We start from the raw sequence: 17,598 nt of genomic DNA on the forward strand, positions 1-17,598 counted from the left end.
AGAGAATTGCCAGGAGTAGTTGGGAACTCACTACCTCGTATAGATGCCATAAGCAAGGTTACGGGCCAAGCTCTTTATGCAGGAGATCATTACTTTCCTGATATGCTGCATCTTAAACTGGTACGTTCTACACAAGCCCACGCCTTTATTGCTGATATCAATATGGATGCCATTAAAGGCCAGAGGGATATCTATTGCTTTACTGCCAAGGATGTTCCGCTAAACATCTTTGGTCAGATAATAAAGGATCAACCTGTATTTGCCGAGGATAAGGTAAGGTTTTATGGCGAGCCCATCGCTTTAATAGCAGCCAAAAGCCCGGCCTTGGCCAGTAGGTATGCTGAACTGATTAAAATAAACTACCAGCCCATAAAGGTTATAGGTGATGCCGAAGAGGCGATTCTAAAAGGTGAAACCCCTATCCACGGTCAGGGAAACCTGCTGCATAAAATTGCCTTCCAAAAGGGAGATGCCGATAAAGCCTTTGCAGATAGTTTTATAGCCTTGCAGGATACCTTTAATGTACCAATGGTAGACCACTTGTATATGGAACCCGAAGCGGGAGTAGCCTTTTTAGATAAGGCCGGCACCTTAAACATTATAGCCGGCACACAAAACCCCTTCTATGACCAACAAGAAATAGCCAGGTGTCTAAATATACCAGAGGATAAAGTCAGAGTCAGGACAGCCAATGTTGGCGGAGGGTTCGGTGGCAAGGACGGCAACACAGTACAACTGTTTCTAGCTTTGGCCACTTGGAAAACAGGGAAGCCTGCACGTATGATTTTTTCCAGAGAGGAATCCCTAAGGACCTCCTATAAACGACATGCAGCCAGGGTTAATATCCGAATGGGCTTCGATAGAGATGGTCTCATCACGGCCTATCAAGGGAAACTCTACTATGATACAGGAGCTTATGCTGCCCTGGGGCCGGCGGTTTTGGGCCTAGGGGTTGAACATGCAGCTGGGCCCTATGTAGTCCCCAATGTTAGTATTGATGGCTATCTATGCTACACCAATAAACCTCCCGCCAGTGCCATGAGGGGTTTTGGTGCACCCCAGACTGCCTTTGCCACAGAGACTATCCTGAACAGAGCAGCCCAGAAGCTTAATCTTGATCCCGTTGAAATTCGCATAAAAAATGCCCTGTATAGGGGAGCGGAGGGAAGCCTGGGCCAGCCAATGGAACATTCTGTGGGCATCAGAGAGGCCTTAAGATTATTGGAAAATTCGCCCCTGTGGCAGGAGAAATATGTCAATAAGGAGCCTAATATTGGTTATGGGATGGCGGCGGGTTATCTTAGTTGCGGTATGGGTAAAGGCATTGAAGATAAAGCAAAGGTAGAGATAAGAAAATTGCCGGGTGAAAGGTATGAGTTAAAAATTGGCACGGTGGAAATTGGCCAGGGAAGTAATACTGCCTTTGTTCAATTAGCCGCCGAATCCCTGGGAGTTCCTCCTAGGAATATCGAAGTTGTTATGGGAGACACAGGGCTAACCCACGATAGTGGCTCCACCGCTGCCTCCCGGACCACTTATATTTCAGGTAATGCCCTGCTGGCGGCCATAGAGGATTTGAAAAGTCAGGAATCATTGGGTGAAATGTCAAGGGGCATAGGGGAAGCGGTATTCCCAGAAGTTAAGGAACCGAACCTAGGAATTGGCTTACCTCACTGTATGTATACCTTTATAGCCCAGGCAGTAAAGGTTAGAGTTAATCCCAGGACTGGGGAAGTAAAATTGCTGGATGTTTTTGCAGTAACGGAAGCAGGGAAAATTATTAACCCCATGGCCTTGGAAGGACAAATCCAAGGTGGAGTAGCTATGGGTGTGGGATATGCCCTCTTTGAACAGGTAGGTTTTTCGGAAGGTATTCCGGCAAATACAAGTCTTGCGACTTATTTGATACCTACTTGCTTAGATTCACCCCAGATAGAAACAGCAACTGTAAATGAATATGAAGAAACTGGCCCCATGGGCCTAAAGGGAGCGGCGGAGGTTGGTACAGTGGCCATTGCCCCGGCAATCACCGCGGCCATCAGTCAAGTTGTAGCGGTGCCTATTAATGAGCTTCCCGTTTGTCGGGAGAAAATAGCAAGATTCTATAGAACTAGGCAATGACCTAAAGATTAGCTTAATGTGAGGTGGTTGAAGACAAAAAACTTGGCTCCAAAGAATTTTAACTAATGAACAGAAATGGAGGAGGTTTTAGTAATGAGAATTAAGGCAAGCATACTGCTGTCAGCCCTGCTGATTATGAGCTTATTATTTAGTGGTTGTGGCAGCAAAGAAGAAAAGGCACCCCAAGAAGGTGGCAGCGAGACCAAACCCCTAAAGGTAGCCCTGATATTACCTGGCAAAATTGATGATGTTTCCTGGAACCAGGCCATGTATGAGGGTGTAAAGGCCCTGGAAGAAGAGTACAAGGGCAAAATCGAATTAACCTATACCGAACAAGTATATGAAGTTTCCAACATTGAACCTGCCCTAAGGGACTATGCGTCAGAAGGTTATGATTTGATTATTGGTCATGGTTTCCAATTTATGGAGCCAATTATCAAGGTGGCGGGAGAGTTTCCCGATACCAAATTTGCCTTAGGAACAGGCTATAAGACACTGCCTAATACCTGTGTATATGATATCCACCTGGAAGGCGGCGGATATCTCATGGGAACCCTAGCCGGACTGATGACCAAAACTAACAAGATTGGTGTTGTTGGTGGTGCTGATGTAAGTGAAATCTATCGTGGACACGAAGCGTACAAACATGCGGCCAAGCAGGTTAATCCTGATGTTCAAATCCAGGAGCTTTATACAGGTGATTGGCGTGACGCAGCCAAGGCTAAGGAAGGTGCCATCACCATGTATGATTCCGGCGTTGATGTAATTTGGCACTCCGGCGACGGTATTGGCTTAGGTACAGTGGAGGCAGCTAAACAAAAGAATCAGCTTGTTATGGGCAACGTTGCTGACCAAAATGTTTTAGCGCCAAACAATGTACTGTCCGGGGTAGTTTATAATTGGACACCCGCAGTGAAGCAGATTGTTGACGATATTTTAAATGATAACTTTACCAACCGGGATGAAAAATTCTACTGGCTCACCGTTGAAAATGGTGGAATCACCATGGCTCCTTTCCATGGTCTAGATAGCACCGTTCCCGACGAGGTTAAAGCTAAACTGACGGAAGTTAAGGAAGCTTTAGCTAAGAATGCTGTGGAAATGCCTAAGTACGAAAAATAATAAAACAGGGGGCCTGCTGGCCAGGCCCCTTTATTTTTTACCAGGGGTGAGGGCAAATTGCAATCAGTGGCTGTTGAAATGCAGGGAGTCTCAAAGGGCTTTAAGGGTTTAGTTGCTAATAACAAGGTAGACTTCAGGCTGTTAAAGGGATCAATACATGGCCTTCTGGGTGAAAATGGGGCAGGGAAAACAACCCTGATGAATATACTCTTTGGCCTCTACCAGCCGGACGAAGGGGAAATATTTGTAGATGGTTCAAAGGTCACAATAGATAAGCCCTCAAAGGCAATGGATTTAGGTATTGGCATGGTCCACCAGCACTTTATGCTGGTTAAGCCATTGTCTGTTACTCAAAATATTATGCTTGGGCTGCCCTCAAAGAAGGGACCTTTTTTAGACACAGCCAATGTTGAGACTGCATTGCTGGAGTTAGCCCGGAAATATCACTTAATGATAAATCCCAAAGCATTAATTAAAAACCTTTCTGTGGGGGAACAGCAGAGGGTGGAAATATTATCGGTTCTTTACCGGGGGGCGGAGATATTAATACTTGATGAGCCAACAGCCGTACTTACGCCCCAAGAGACAAAGGAACTATTCAATATTCTGAAGCTTATGCGGGATGATGGTAAGGCCGTGGTGCTCATTAGCCATAAACTGGAAGAAATTATTAATATTTGTGACGAGGTAACTGTATTAAGGGATGGCTGTAGAGTGGCCAATGAAAAGATAAGCTGTGAAACAACTAAAAGTCATTTAACAAACATGATGGTTGGACGGGAAGTGCTCTTTGACTTTAAAGATAGGAGTTCGGATTTTGGCCCGGACAGGCTGGTTGTAGAGAATTTGACCCTAGTTAATGAAAAAAAATTATCAATATTAAATGGTATTAATTTTTCTATCAGAGCGGGAGAAATACTGGGCTTGGCAGGAGTTGACGGGAACGGTCAAAAGGAATTGTGTGAGGTACTAACAGGCCTTAAAACTGTTTCATCAGGTAAAATAGCGCTTGATGGACAGGAATTGACAGGTAAAAAAACCAAGGATTTTATTACGGAAGGAATTGCCCATATACCTGAGGACCGGCATAAAACAGGTCTGGCTATGGGCCTTGATATAAGTTCTAATTTAATCATCAAAGAATTCAATGGGCCTCGTTTTTCAACCAAGGGTCTGTTAGACTTTAAGGCCATCAAGGATAATGCAGAGAGGTTGTTAAAAGAGTATATGATTAAGGCCAGTGGCATAGAGGCAAAGGCAAAGGATTTGTCGGGAGGGAACCAGCAGAAAATTATTCTGGCCAGGGAAATTAGTTCTTCACCCAGGGTAATCATAGCTAACCAACCAACCAGGGGCCTTGATATTGGTGCTACTATGTATGTCAGGGAAAAACTTATAGAACAAAGGGACAAAGGAGTAAGTGTTCTATTAATTTCAGCTGACCTGGAGGAAATTCTGCAGCTATCGGATCGTATAGCGGTAATATATGACGGGCAAATCAAAGGAATCTTAGACAATAAAAACGTTAGCATAGAGGAGATTGGTTTGCTGATGGCAGGCGTGGAAAGTGGGGCTGGGCAATGCAAAAAATAATTAAGCTTAGTAAAAGTGCCCTGGTCAGTATAGCCCCGGCAGTAATTACCATTGCTTTAGCTATTATGACTGGGGGGCTTTTATTACTGGTAACAGGGCAAGACCCCATAGAGGCTTTTAAAACTTTATTTTGGGGCGCCTTTGGGTCGAAAAACCGCATAGCGGAAACCCTGGTGAAGGCGACTCCCCTGATGATCATGGCTCTGGGCACATCCATAGCCTTCAAAAGCCAGCTCTGGAATATCGGAGGAGATGGACAGTTTACACTGGGGGCGGTATTTGCTGTATTTGTGGCCCTAAATCTATCCTTTATGCCAGCATTAATCCTGCTGCCCCTTTCCTTTATGGCTGCTTTTTTAGGCGGAGCCCTATGGGGAGGTTTGGCAGGAGCTTTAAGGGCCAAGTTTAATGCCAATGAAGTTATTACCACCCTAATGCTCAACTACATAGCTGTTTATTTGTTATCCTGGCTCATCCGGGGGCCTATGATTGATCCTAAGGGGCAAGGCTTTCCCCAAACAGAGCTAATCGGTGAAGCCATCAGGCTGCCCATACTATTAAGTGGGACTAGATTGCATCTAGGTATCTTGGTAGCTCTACTAATCATCCTGGCCGGCTACTTCTTCTGGCGCTCTTCCCTGGGCTTTCGGGTCAAACTGGTGGGTGAGGGGCCGGATGTGGCCAGTTACAGTGGCATTCAAATTTCCAAAACAATCGTGCTGGTCATGTTCATATCTTCAGGTTTGGCAGGGCTGGCCGGTTGGAGTGAAGTTTTCGGCATCCATTACCGATTAATTGATGATATTGCCATCGGTTACGGTAGTTTGGCCATAGTTGTGGCACTGCTTGGGGGACTAAATCCCCTTGGTATCATGGTATCCTCTTTTTTCTTTGCTGCCCTGATGGTTGGGGGGAGCACCATGCAGCGTATGGTGGGGGTGCCCTTTTCCTTGGTAAATGTAATCCAGGGATTGGTTATTATCTTTGTAATTAGCCGGATAATTTACACCCAATGGAGGGATAGGCATGCTGTCGGAATTATTAACACAGGGGTTTCTGATAAGTCTACTGGCAGGAGCAATTAGAACAAGTGCGCCGATTCTTCTGGCTGCCCTGGGGGATATCTTTACACAACGCTCAGGCATACTTAATCTTGGCTTAGAAGGCATTATGCTTATGGGTGCCCTGGGTGGTTTTGTAGGTGCATATTTTTCGGGAAGTTTGTGGGTAGGTGTTTTACTGGCAATTATTACGGGAATTTTATTCTCCCTTATTATGGGTTTTTTAAGCATAACGGTGAAGGCTAATCAAGTAATTGCCGGCACCGCCCTGACGATCCTGGGCACCGGGTTGTCTGCTTATTTATACCGCAGTATTTTTGGGGTGCAAAAACTACCGCCTCAAATTGAATCCTTCCAGGCCATCAAGGTACCTCTGTTAAGCGACATACCCCTATTTGGCCCGATCTTGTTTGAACATAATATCCTTGTGTATCTAACACTGATCCTTGTAGTTGTGACCTATATTGTGCTGGAGAAAACCACCTTTGGCTTAAAGGTTCGGGCGGTGGGCGAACATCCACGGGCGGCCGATTCCAAGGGCATCAATGTATCCTTAATTCGCTATCTATGCGTGATGATAGGGGGAGCCTGTGCGGGTTTGGGAGGCGCCTTTTTATCCATAGGGCTTATGAATACCTTTTTGGACCAAATGGTTTCAGGCAGGGGTTTTATTGCCGTAGCAGTGGTGATATTTGCCCGCTGGAACCCCTATAGAGCCTTAGGTGCAGCCCTGCTTTTTGGAGGTGCCAATGCTCTACAGCTAAAACTGCAGGCTATTGGGGTACCGGTACCCCATCAATTGCTGCTTGCCTTACCCTATATTTTAACTGTCCTGGTTCTCATAAGTGTTTCCAAGAAAGCTGAATTTCCCGCTGCCTATACATTGCCCTATTCCAGGGCTGAACGATAAGAAAGAGGGTTATGAACGGTGAGGTGTAGAGCTTTCCAAAGGATTATTATATTTACCCTGCTTATACTGTTGACAGGAGGTATATATACCTTTTCGCCTGGAGAAAGGCAGGCTGTTAAGCGGACCCAAGGGTTTATAGATGCTGTCAATGAAAACCGGCCTGGTGATGTTTATAAATACTTAACACCTGAGTTGAGAAATGGCATCAGCAAAGAAGCTTTTATAGAGAACTTTAAGAAAGAAAGAAGTTACCCCTATTTAACTCCCCTCTATTTTTACCTGGATGAGGTGAAGCTTTCCCCTGACGGGAAAGGGGGGGAAGCCATTGTTACAGTAGCGGCCAGACTTCCCGGTGAAAAAATGCATTTTAATCTAACCTACCATGGAGGCAAGTATTATGTGGAGGCCTTTAAGGATATTGTGGATGGAACTTACATAGAAAAGTTTAGCAGGCTTTAGGTTTGGTTACCTAACATTAAATTGATGACAGCAATAGACCCTGAGACTCCCACAAAAGAGTCAGGGTCTTTTTGTCTCCTTGACAGCAATATTGAATTAGTGTACTATACAACTATAACACCAATACAATAGTACAGTGTGGGGAGGAAGAAAATGAACGCCTGGTGGAATCTAGTAAAAAAAGAATATCGCATGGAACGAAATCTGGTGGCTGTTTTGTTAGGCATGCTGATTATTGGCGGACTTTGGGCAATGTTTTATAATCGTGATAGCTTGGGGATTATTATGGCCCCGGCATCCATGCTATTGATCACCGCCACCTTTGTGCCGGCAATACTCATGCTAAAAAGTATTAACGGTGAAGTTAAGCAAACGCCCCATCTATGGCTACATTGTCCATATCCGGCCTGGATGCTGCTTTCGGCTAAACTTGTAGTGGCAATGGCTGCAATGCTTGCCGTATTGGCGGTGGATGCCCTATTTGTTTACCTTACAATTGTTTTTATCTCTGAGGAAATAGGTGTAAGCACGGGGAATTTAGTATTATTCGCAACGGAGGTTGGGTCCTATTTAGGTCTTGCCATTATCGGTCTCAGCATTTATATGGCCGCCTGGAGTTCCCTGGTGGTGGTTGCAACTGCCAGTGTCCGCAGCATATTTGGGAGATTTAACTGGTTGGCAGGGCTTGGAATTTTCTTTCTGGCCACCTGGGGTGTTGGCAAATTCCATCATACCTGGTTCTATGATAGGTTAACCAAGTGGGGTGCCTTCAAAATTAATTTAATAACAGCAGATCAGGTTTTACCGGCGGCCCAACATATAGGTGCTATGGAAATTTATGCGGGCCAAATCATACTGCCATTAATAGTAGCCATGGCTGTCTTTGCCCTGTCTGCCTGGCTGCTGGACAATAAGGTCGAGGTGTAGGCCATGGTACAATCCTTTAATAACAACCAGCCTATCTATCTGCAAATCATCCAGCGCCTCTGCCGTCAAATAATACGGGGTGAACTGGAGGCCGGGGATAAATTGCCCTCTGTACGGGAATTAGCAGTACAAATGGGTGTTAATCCAAATACAGCCCAGCGGGTTTATGCGGAAATGGAGCGTTTAGAGGTGGCGGAAACTAGAAGGGGACTTGGAACCTTTATCACCGAGAAGGAAGAACGATTAAGGCGACTTAGGGAAGAGTTAATGAATGAGCAGATTGAAGGATTTATAGCTGATATGAAGGAAATGGGCTTTACTGCTCCTGAGATAGTAGAAGGGGTTAAAAAATCTTTGGATCATGTATAAGGGGTGAATAAATATGGCTGAGCATATAATTCAATTTAGCAATGTTAGGAAAAGATATCTTAGACAGGTGGCCTTAGATGATGTCACCCTTAGTCTGCCCCAGGGCAAGATTATTGGTCTGGTAGGACCAAATGGCAGCGGCAAATCTACCCTGTTAAAGTTAACCGCCGGCTTGGTTCGCCCCAGCAGCGGTTCTGTAAAGGTAAATGGCAAAGAGGTTAACCGAATGATTGCATCGGAAGTTTCGTATCTATCGGAATTAGATGTACTTTACCCTTTCTATACCGTCAAAGAAACCATTGATTTCAATGCAGGACTATTTGCTGATTTCGATGTGGCAAAGGCCCAGGAGATGTTAACCTTTATGCAGCTGGACCCGGATAAAAAAGTAAAGGCTTTATCGAAAGGTAATAGGGGCAGGCTAAAAATTATTCTCACCCTAGCTAGAAAAGTTCCGCTAATCCTCATGGATGAACCCCTGTCCGGTCTAGATCCTCTTGTTAGGGATTCTATCATCAAGTCCTTAATTTCCTATCTGGATTTAGAACAGCAGACAGTGGTTATGACTACCCATGAGGTTACAGAAGTAGAGCCAATCCTAGACATGGTTGTAGCGGTGCAAAATGGGCAGATACGTGGAATGGCCGAGGTAGACGAAATAAGAAGCACCCATGGGCAGAATCTGGTGGAGTGGATGAAGGAAAATCTAGCTTAAGGAAAAAGGGTGTCGTAAAACTACTTTTTAGTAGTTAAACGACACCCCTTTTTCGGCTTGGTAAAATTATATTTTAATGAGAGCAGGAAGAAACGTACCTTAGTACTTTATTACAAAAGAAAAAGTAGTTTATTGTTACATGTATACAAAGGATTATTGATTAATGTGTAGAAATTTATAAAAAAAGTTGGTAAAATAGCTTTTACCTTTATTTAATTAATATAAAATTGGGCAAGCTGTACGGAGTTGTATTAGTTTGCAGGGCGTGGAGGCCTTTTAGTTTTAAAACTAAAAGGCCTCTTTTCATTTTTCTAGGGTCAATTTACGGAATTAACCATAGGGGGTTGCAAAATGGGGATCACTGTAAGGCAAGCTTTGGAGATTAGTGCTTTGAAGGAAGCTAAGGTAGTCGGTGGTCATCAAGGATTAGATAACGTGGTCACTTTTGTCAACATTATGGAAGTGCCTGAAGTGGCAAAGTGGATGAAGGGCGGAGAGCTTCTAGTAACCGCTGGTTTTACCCTTAGGGATAATGCAGAGCTGCGGAAAAGCCTAATAGGGCAATTGGCCCAACGGGGTGTAGCTGCCTTTGGCATAAAGCCGGGACAATATTTTGATCAGGTTCCTGAGGATATGATTGAGCGTGCCAACGAAGTTGGACTTCCGTTAATTGAATTGCCCCAGGATGTACCATACATGGATTTCATGATTCCTATTTATGAAGTGCTGATTAATGATCAGTTTTGCCTATTGAAAAAGTCCGAAGAAATCCATAACAGGCTGATAGAAGTAGTTTTAAAGGGACAAGGATTACCTAGTATTTCCCAAACCCTTTCTCAGTTGGCGGGGAATCCGGTACTGATTGCTGACCGTGCGGGTAATGTATTAGCCAACACCTGGCCTGCCTTTGGGGAGTGCGAGTTCATAGAAAACTGGGATGGGGCCATTCTAACTCATTTAGAGGAGAATAGGGGGGATTTTTCTTCCCTAAAACCACACAGGTGGCACAAAGTGGAGTTAACCATTGGTGATATAAAAAGAGATTTAGTCATTGCACCTGTGAAAATAAATGGTAATCTTCAGGGCTACTTGGCCATTTTGGAAATCTGCCGGGTCTTGGATGAACAGGATTTGAGGGCTTTAGAACATGCTTCAACCATAGTTGCCCTGGATTTTGTCAAAGAAAAGGCTGTTTTCGAAGCAGAACGTCAAATACGGGGAGAACTCCTGGAAGATTTGATCGGGGGCAATTTCCAATATGATGAGGCAGTGATAAAAAGGGCCAGCTATTTAAATTTTAATATTAATACCCGCCTAGTGGTTTTTGTGCTGGATATTGATGGCTTTGAAAGTTATCTAATGTATAAAGCTAAGCGGGATGAAGGCTATGTTCAGGAACTCAAGGCAGAAATTCTTCAACTGGTGCACAATGCCCTTTTGGATTATCCCGGGGGTGCCATGTTGTTAGCCAAGAGTGATAGTGTAACGGGTTTAGTGCATTTACCTAGCCGTAATGAACTAGCAGTACTGACTAAAAAATTTAACGAGATTATTTCTAAAATGGCAGCTAAATTGCCAAAGCTTGAAATTTCCGCTGGCATAGGCAGGCCCTTTACAGGAGTGCGCAATGTTAAATATTCCTATGATGAGGCTTTGGCTTCCCTGCGTATAGGGCGGTCTATGCAGGGGTTGTCCAAAATAACCTTCTTTGAGGAATTAGGCCCGTACCGCTTTTTGTATGAACTAAAGGATTCTCTGGCCATGCAGGATTTTTACCAAGAGACCCTGGGGAAGCTAATTACCTATGATGGGCAAAACAATACGGAATTGATGAAAACGCTATTTTACTATTTTAAGCATGATTGCAATTTGCGAGTAACTTCAGAAAACCTTTATATACATAAAAACTCAGTGATTTACCGGATAAAAAAAATTGAAGAAATTACCGGGCTAAATTTAAATAATCCCGATGAACGTTTTAATCTGCAATTGAGTATGAAGCTTAGTCAGTTTGTTGATGAACAGAGCACCACCAATACAGCAGCCCTTGGCACTGTCCAAACGAAACAAAAGTGGCAATTAAGGATTGGTTAAACGGTCCAAAGGAAGGTGTTACGTTGATACAGAACACTAACTAGGAAAGAAGCTGTTGAACTTTTGAACATTTAGAGTCAAAAGCAACACATCTCTTTTTCAGACTATTAATAAATCCTAATTGTCGAAAGGTGGAAAAAGTTTATGGCTAATTTGAAGGTTAATTATGCAGGAATTGAGTTTAAAAATCCCCTGGTTTTGTCTTCTGCCACTCCTGGCTGGGACGGGGAGGGTATGAAGAGGGCAGGACTGGCAGGTATAGGTGGTGTAATACCCAAAACCATTGGCCCCCTGCAGGATTGGGCAGCCCACCCCTGCAATGGCAGACTCCAATTAATCAGGCAAAATGGCAAGCCCTTTGGCATGGTTAATTTAGAATTGTTCACCACCAAGACCAGGGAAGATTGGACTAATAAGGACCTGGCCATCGCTAAGGAGGGTGGGGCCACCATGCAGGTAAGTGTCCTTGCCATGCCCCAGCCCGAAGAGACAGCCCAACTAATAGAGGAAATTCAGGCCACCGGCTTAGTGGATCTTTTGGAACTAAATGTTTCTTGTCCTATGCCCGCCTCAACCGTTGGTATGCATATCGGTAAAAGTGCGGAGCTGACCTACCAGCAGACCAAACTGGCTAAGGGTGCGGCCAAGATTCCCTTGACCGTTAAATTGACACCCAATGTAGCGGACATGGTGGAAATCGCGCAGGCTGCCAAGGAAGCAGGGGCTGCCGGAGTAACCATCAGCAACTCTGTACGCTCCTTTGCCGGGGTAGATATAGAAACGGGCATCCCACTCTTACGGGCTTACGGTGGCTATACCGGCCCGGCCATTAAGCCCATTGTTATGCGGCATCTTTCGGAAGTTGCCCGGAATGTGGATATCCCTATCTCCGCGGTGGGAGGTGTCATGAGTTTTAAAGAGATTGTTGAATATATCATGTTGGGCGCCTCCACAGTACAAACCTGTACCGCAGTAATGTGGAACGGCTATGAAGTTATTCCCAAGCTGCTTAAAGATCTGGATAACTGGATGGATGCCAAGGGCTATAAATCCCTGGAGGAAATTCGCGGTATCGCTTTACCACACATCACCACTGTGGAAGACCTGGCCAAGCTGCCAGCTAAATATGCCAGCATTGATGCTGATAAGTGTACAAACTGCGGCATCTGTAAAAAAGTTTGTTTCTATCGGGCTATTACTGCCGGGGATACAGCACATTATGTTACCCAGTCCAATTGTGACGGCTGCGGACTATGTGCCCAGTGGTGCCCCACCGGCTCCATCGAACTTCGGTAGGCAGCACTATACCATTGAGAGAGTGTGAAGGGGGCTAAAGTGTTAATCCGTAAATTAGAGACAAAGGAGAGAGGAGAATATGCGTTTTAAAACTTTAACTCCCAGTAATTCTTCTGAGGCTTTGGAAATATTGAAAAACAACCAGGGGGCAATGATTCCGGTAGCCGGGGGAACCAACATACTTGTGGATCTACATCGTGCAAAAATTAAACCTGAGGCTCTAGTGGATTTGTCGAGATTAAATGAGTGGAAGGAAATAAGTTTGCATCAAGAGGTACTGGAAATCGGCTCCTTGGTAACCCATGCTGATCTGACTAATGCACCTTGTTTAAAGGGACCCTATGCTGCCCTTAGCGCCGCCGCTGGGATGGTTGGGGGGCCGCAAATTAGAAACAGGGGAACCCTGGCGGGTAATTTGCAGAGTGCTTCCCCTGCCGCTGATACAGTTACACCATTAATGGCCCTGGGAGCGGTTTTGAGCCTAGTGAGTGTCAAGGGTGAACGGGAGGTAGAGGCGGATGAATTCTTCACCGGACCGGGTAAAACAGTGAAGCAAAGGGATGAGCTCATCAGCAAGGTTAGGATAAAAGCAAACCCTGCTGCTAGATCGGTTTTTTATAAAATCGGCAAAAGAAATGCCATGGCCATATCGTTAATTAATTTGGCTGCCTGTATAGAGTTAGATTCCCAGGGTAAATGCGTCAAGGTAGGTATTGCCCTGGGAGCTGTGGCTCCCACTCCCGTCAGGGCTAAGCAAGTGGAGGATTATTTATTAGGGAAGAAGCTAGATGAAGCTGCCATTAGGGAAGCCCAGAAAATTATAGCGGGGGATATTTCTCCAATAAGTGATATTAGGGCTACTGCTGAACACCGTAGGCATCTGGCAGAAGTACTTGTTAAGCGGGCTTTAGAAGCCTTGTGCCATGGGGAGGAGGAATAAAAATGGCTCTTATAGCTTTAGACTTGACGGTTAATGGCAAGCAGACCCAGGTGCAGGTGGAAGAAGATAAAAATTTGCTCTATTTAATCAGGGAGGTATTGGGACTAAAAGGGGCCAAGGAAGGCTGCGGCGAGGGGGACTGTGGAGCTTGTACCGTGATCCTGGATGGTAAGGCGGTTAACTCTTGCCTGGTGTTGGCGGTACAGGCCCAGGGCAAGGAACTGGTCACCATTGAAGGCTTAGGCAGACCGGATAATCCCCATCCCCTGCAAAGGGCCTTTGTGGAGGAAGGTGCCATCCAGTGTGGTTATTGTACCCCGGGCATGATTTTATCAGCCAAGGCGTTATTAGATTACAATCCATCTCCCACTGGATCGGAAATTCGCACAGCAATGTCGGGCAATCTCTGCCGCTGTACAGGTTACCAAAAGATAATTCGAGCAGTGCAAAAGGCAAGTAATAGTATGGCTGAAGGAAAGGAGGTACTGTAATTGATGGGATTAAAAACGGTCGGTCAACGGGTTCCCAGGGTTGATGGACTAACGAAGGCTGTTGGTCAGGCTGTATATGCCGGTGATATGGAAATGCCAGGCATGCTTTATGGGAAAGCACTGAGGAGTGCCTATGCCCATGCAAAAATTCTATCAATAGATACTTCCTCTGCAGAAAAAATACCCGGGGTTCATGTTGTGTTGACTGCAAAGGATATTCCGGGGATTAATAAATTCGGGTTGGCCATCCTGGATCAGCCGGTTTTGGCTGCTGATAAAGTGCGTATGCGTGGCGATGCCATTGCTTTAGTTGCGGCAGAGTCAGGGGATATAGCTGAGGAGGCCTTGCAAGCAATAAAGGTTTCTTACGAGGAATTGCCCGGTATTTATACCATAGAGGCTGGTTTGGCTGATAATGCTCCGCTGATTCATGAAGAGATGGGGACAAATCTTTTACAGCATACTAAAGTTCGTAAGGGAAATATTCAGGAGGGATTCGCCCGGGCGGATGTGGTTGTGGAAAACACCTATTATACCCAGCGGGCTGAACATGCTTACCTGGAACCCGAAACCTCCCTGGCAACCATAGATGTAAGCGGCAATGTAACCATTTGGACCTCTACCCAGTATGTTTTTAGGGATCGGAGACAAATAGCACCCGTCTTGGGTATTCCCACCAACAGGGTCAGGGTTATTCAGGCTGCCACCGGGGGTGCCTTTGGCGGCAAGGACGATATTACCACGGAAATACAAGCGGGATTATTGGCCTTAAAAACTAAGCGCCCCGTTAGGGTTACCTGGAGCAGGGCAGAGTCCATGGTTTGTTCTACAAAGAGGCACCCGATGAAGATCTGGTGTAAAACCGGGGCTACTAAGGATGGGAGACTGGTGGCCTTAGAGGGGACGGTTTACAGTGATAAAGGGGCATATTGTTCAATCGGACATTTTATCACTAAGAAAGCGGGCTTACACTTATCCGGTCCCTATCACATACCTCATATAAGTGTTGACACTTTTGCAGTATATACCAACAATACGGTTTCCGGGCCCTTCAGGGGTTTTGGCATCTTGCAGTCTGCCCTTGCCCATGAAAGCCAGATGGACATGCTGGCAGAAAGGCTGGGTATGTCTCCCTGGGAAATTAGAATGTTGAATGCCCTGAGACCGGGGCTAAGCAACGCGACCGGGCAGGTCTTTGATTCCAGCGTCGGTATTTACGATACCTTAGTTAAGGCAAAGGAATACTTGGACCGGCAAGGGGGTGCCGAAGAATGAAAAAGAGGGGTAGAGGTATTGGATGTAATTTATATGGAGTAGGCTTTGGATTCAATCGCCCGGACCATTCCTCGGCCTATGTGGAGATTGCCGATGATGGAAGTGTGACCTTGCTAAGCGGCTGCAGTGAAATAGGCCAGGGCTCAGACACGGTACTCTGTCAAATTGCCGCTGAGGAATTGGGTATCCCCTTTGAATGGGTAAGAATTATTAGTGGGGATTCAGGAGTTACACCTGACGGTGGCCCCAGCACTGCCAGTCGACAAACTTACGTTTCGGGAAATGCCGTGAAAAAGGCGGCAGAGGATGCAAAAAGCCATATGATTCAATTAGCCTCTGAAATTCTGAAATGCACCATTGAAGAACTGATGGTGGCAAATCAAAGGATTACATCTATAAAGGATGAGCATAAAACTATTGCCTTTGCCACGGTGGCCTCGGAAGCTCACAAAAGGGGGAAACCCTTTATCGGCCACGGCTGGCATGATAACACCACCAGTGACGTTGACCCGGAAACCAACCAGGGGGATGCCTATTCCACCTATATTTATGCTACCCAGGTTGCTGATGTGGAGGTGGATACTGAGACGGGTGAGGTAAAGGTTTTACAAGTGGTTGCTGCCCATGATTGTGGCCGTGCCATTAATCCCCAGCTAGTTGAAGCGCAAATTGAAGGTGCAGTGGCTCAGGGGCTGGGTTACGCCCTTATGGAAGAAGTCATTCTTAATGATGGCAGGACCTTGACGCCCACCTTTGCTGAATTTTTGATACCAACCAGTTTAGATGTGCCTGAAGTTATTCCTATTATCGTAGAGGACTTGGAATATCAAGGCCCCTTCCAAGCAAAAGGAGTTGGCGAAGGGGCAATCATCCCGACTGCAGCGGCCATAATTAATGCAATTTATGATGCTGTGGGCGTTCGAATAAATAGTCTTCCGGCAACACCGGACAAAATCTTAGCACTATTAAAAGGGAAGGAAATGTAAAAATCGGGGGTGACACTGGGTAAATATTTTCGTGTAATTAAAGCTAATCAATAATATGGGGAGGTTTTAGTATGAAAAAAATAAAGAACAAAATATTAGCAGTTATGGTGATATGTATTTTTGCACTGGCTACTCTTGCGGGCTGCGGTGGTGCCAAGGAGAGTTCAGAGGACAAGGGTCAAGGCAATGAAGAGACTCCAAAAAAGATTGTGTTAAAGTTAGGCCATGACCATACCACTAGCTCACCCTTTCAGAAATCTGCTCTAAAGTTTAAAGAGCTAATCGAAGAAAGATCCAATGGCAGGATAGAAGTTCAAATCTACCCAGCTCAGCAACTAGGAAGCTCCAGGGAAATGATTGAAGGTATGCAGATGGGTACTGTTGAGATGACTTTATTACCCACCGCTAAGTTTGGTGGTTTTGACCAAAGACTTACCATGGTTGATCTTCCCTTCCTGTTCCCGGATGAAGACGTCCTCTGGAAGGTGCTAGATGGCGAAATCGGCAATGAGATTATGAGCGGCTTGGACGATATTGGTATCAAAGGGATCTCCTTTTACGCAGAGGGCTTTAAGGCCTTTACTTCCAACAAGGAAATACATCTGCCCCAGGATTTTAAAGGTCTAAAGATACGCACCATGGAAGCTCCCGTGATCATGTCCCAATACAAGGCCTGGGGTGCAAATCCTGTACCCATCGATTTTGCCGAAGTATACAATTCCCTACAGCAGGGTGTGGTGGATGGACAAGAAAACCCCTACCTCAGTATCCACGACATGAAATTCTACGAGGTACAAAAGTACATGACCGTCGGGGATCATGCATACCTGTCCTATTTCATGAGTGTCAGCAAGAAATGGTATGACAGCTTGCCCGAAGATTTACAGAAACTTATCTATGATACAGGCAGGGAAGTGGCAGAATCTCATAAAGGCTTAATGGCAGAGGCTAACGATGGCTACGTGAAAAACATCAAGGATTCCGGCACCATTGTTTATGAGCTTACTCCAGAAGAAAGGGAAGCATTCCGTAAGGCCAGTGAGCCTGTATATGATGAGTTTAAAGACAAAATCGGTGCTGATTTAATGGATAGAACCTTGAAATTCATCCAAGAAAATAGTAAATAAACTGTACTTAGCGGTTTAGAGCCCCAGTTACAATGAGCTAGTTAATTAAACTCCCAAAGAAAATCAGAAGCATAGTAAGAGGGGGTAGGTTTCATACCTTCTCTTACTATTT

Annotated in this window: 16 protein-coding genes; all 16 read left to right on the forward strand. The window is 45.3% G+C overall.

Annotated elements, in window-relative coordinates; translation table 11 throughout:
- The first annotated feature begins 6 nt into the window (after positions 1-6).
- The 16 genes from P6N53_RS00580 to P6N53_RS00655 all read left to right on the forward strand — a co-directional run bounded on the left by P6N53_RS00580 (position 7) and on the right by P6N53_RS00655 (position 17,486).
- Positions 7-2,121 carry a xanthine dehydrogenase family protein molybdopterin-binding subunit gene (locus P6N53_RS00580; protein ID WP_304540317.1) on the forward strand — a complete coding sequence of 705 codons (2,115 nt, stop codon included), beginning with the start codon at positions 7-9 and terminating at the stop codon, positions 2,119-2,121.
- Positions 2,122-2,214: 93 nt separating this feature from the next.
- Positions 2,215-3,243, forward strand: coding sequence for a BMP family protein (locus tag P6N53_RS00585; RefSeq protein WP_304540318.1), 1,029 nt, complete (start codon positions 2,215-2,217; stop codon positions 3,241-3,243).
- Positions 3,244-3,309: 66 nt separating this feature from the next.
- Complete coding sequence (locus P6N53_RS00590; RefSeq protein ID WP_304540468.1) at positions 3,310-4,836, forward strand: ABC transporter ATP-binding protein; 1,527 nt, start codon at positions 3,310-3,312, stop codon at positions 4,834-4,836.
- A complete protein-coding gene (locus P6N53_RS00595; protein WP_304540320.1) occupies positions 4,824-5,921 on the forward strand; it encodes an ABC transporter permease in 1,098 nt (365 codons plus the stop codon). Before P6N53_RS00590 ends, P6N53_RS00595 begins: the two co-directional genes overlap by 13 nt.
- Entirely contained in the window at positions 5,863-6,807 is a 945-nt protein-coding gene (locus P6N53_RS00600; RefSeq protein WP_304540321.1) for an ABC transporter permease, read from the forward strand. Before P6N53_RS00595 ends, P6N53_RS00600 begins: the two co-directional genes overlap by 59 nt.
- Before the next feature lie 18 nt (positions 6,808-6,825).
- The gene (locus P6N53_RS00605; RefSeq protein ID WP_304540322.1) at positions 6,826-7,266 is read left to right on the forward strand and encodes a hypothetical protein; all 441 of its coding nucleotides are present in this window, start codon (positions 6,826-6,828) and stop codon (positions 7,264-7,266) included.
- A gap of 153 nt (positions 7,267-7,419) precedes the next feature.
- The gene (locus P6N53_RS00610; protein ID WP_304540323.1) at positions 7,420-8,193 is read left to right on the forward strand and encodes a hypothetical protein; all 774 of its coding nucleotides are present in this window, start codon (positions 7,420-7,422) and stop codon (positions 8,191-8,193) included.
- Positions 8,194-8,196: 3 nt separating this feature from the next.
- Positions 8,197-8,562, forward strand: a complete 366-nt coding sequence (locus P6N53_RS00615; RefSeq protein ID WP_304540324.1) for a GntR family transcriptional regulator — start codon at positions 8,197-8,199, stop codon at positions 8,560-8,562.
- A gap of 13 nt (positions 8,563-8,575) precedes the next feature.
- Positions 8,576-9,277, forward strand: a complete 702-nt coding sequence (locus P6N53_RS00620) for an ABC transporter ATP-binding protein (protein WP_304540325.1) — start codon at positions 8,576-8,578, stop codon at positions 9,275-9,277.
- A 351-nt stretch (positions 9,278-9,628) separates the two neighbouring features.
- Positions 9,629-11,371, forward strand: a complete 1,743-nt coding sequence (locus tag P6N53_RS00625; protein WP_304540327.1) for a PucR family transcriptional regulator — start codon at positions 9,629-9,631, stop codon at positions 11,369-11,371.
- Between the two features lie 144 nt (positions 11,372-11,515).
- On the forward strand, positions 11,516-12,667 hold the full coding sequence (locus tag P6N53_RS00630) for a 4Fe-4S binding protein (protein ID WP_304540329.1): 1,152 nt from the start codon (positions 11,516-11,518) through the stop codon (positions 12,665-12,667).
- Positions 12,668-12,746: 79 nt separating this feature from the next.
- Positions 12,747-13,607, forward strand: coding sequence for an FAD binding domain-containing protein (locus P6N53_RS00635; RefSeq protein WP_304540330.1), 861 nt, complete (start codon positions 12,747-12,749; stop codon positions 13,605-13,607).
- Between the two features lie 2 nt (positions 13,608-13,609).
- Entirely contained in the window at positions 13,610-14,098 is a 489-nt protein-coding gene (locus P6N53_RS00640; protein WP_304540332.1) for a (2Fe-2S)-binding protein, read from the forward strand.
- A 3-nt stretch (positions 14,099-14,101) separates the two neighbouring features.
- Positions 14,102-15,373, forward strand: a complete 1,272-nt coding sequence (locus tag P6N53_RS00645) for a xanthine dehydrogenase family protein molybdopterin-binding subunit (protein ID WP_304540469.1) — start codon at positions 14,102-14,104, stop codon at positions 15,371-15,373.
- Entirely contained in the window at positions 15,370-16,359 is a 990-nt protein-coding gene (locus P6N53_RS00650; protein ID WP_304540334.1) for a xanthine dehydrogenase family protein molybdopterin-binding subunit, read from the forward strand. The genes P6N53_RS00645 and P6N53_RS00650 overlap by 4 nt, the downstream gene beginning before the upstream one ends.
- A 71-nt stretch (positions 16,360-16,430) precedes the next feature.
- The gene (locus P6N53_RS00655; protein ID WP_304540336.1) at positions 16,431-17,486 is read left to right on the forward strand and encodes a TRAP transporter substrate-binding protein; all 1,056 of its coding nucleotides are present in this window, start codon (positions 16,431-16,433) and stop codon (positions 17,484-17,486) included.
- Positions 17,487-17,598 lie beyond the last annotated feature (112 nt).

It is taken from the genome of Desulforamulus aquiferis (genome assembly GCF_030577015.1).
Taxonomy (GTDB): domain Bacteria; phylum Bacillota; class Desulfotomaculia; order Desulfotomaculales; family Desulfotomaculaceae; genus Desulfotomaculum; species Desulfotomaculum aquiferis.